This is a genomic window from Serratia sp. H1w, from assembly GCF_000633355.1.
In the GTDB taxonomy this organism is placed as follows: domain Bacteria; phylum Pseudomonadota; class Gammaproteobacteria; order Enterobacterales; family Enterobacteriaceae; genus Chania.
Genome location: NZ_AYMQ01000124.1, coordinates 1 through 809 on the forward strand (window position 1 = coordinate 1; position 809 = coordinate 809).

General features: G+C 46.7%; 1 pseudogene. It reads left to right on the forward strand.

Going from position 1 to position 809, the window contains the following annotated elements:
* A pseudogene (locus U869_RS32315) lies at positions 1 to 809 on the forward strand (hypothetical protein); the annotation flags it as partial.

Below are 809 nucleotides of genomic sequence, written 5' to 3' on the forward strand. Positions count from 1 at the left end.
GTCTGGGATTGTATGGGAAGGAATGCCGTTTAATGTGACGATGAGTGGAAAGACCAGTTCTTACTATAATGGACGAAATTACGGTATTATTAATATTACCTCTGATAAGAACTCATATTGCCAAACTATGAATGGGGGTAATAGCTGGCCGATTATTTCGGGCTATCAGGTCAGAAGTATTGCCGACCATGTCGGTGTCGGCTTTGTGCCGCGAGCAACAGGGGTTGCCCATTACACTCTTTATGATGGGACTCAAGAGACCTTGACTGGTAGCATTGGGTTGCCTGAAACACAAGGTATTACAGCTGTGAAAGGGCAGACCGTCTACAGCCCATTTTCGGATATAAACCATGGTACTGTAGGATGGTGCCTACCACCAAATATGCTTGTTGGTGGTGCTGCAAATTTTTTTCAAGATAAGTCTATTCGGACCGTTACTATTCAGGGGGCCTGGGTGATAGTTGCAGACGGTACTCAAACTAACGGAGAATACACTATTCAACCTTTTTATGCGGCAAGTAATGATTATAGCTATCCTTTATCCAGTCAGATTTTTCCGTCATCCGTATCTTTACGTGTTTCCACACTGACTTGCACTGTGGCAACCACCACGGCAGTTGATTTTGGTAATGTTTCGCGTAATTCCCTGTTTGGCACTGAACTGGCTAGCCTGACGGCTCCACTCACGACCTCTTGTACACAGACCGCTTCGAATGCCATCGCAGCCAATATCAACGTACAATTTCGTGCCATCAGTGGCTTGTATGGCTCAGTCCCAACCCGGCTGGCGCTCACTCAGGGTGGGGGGT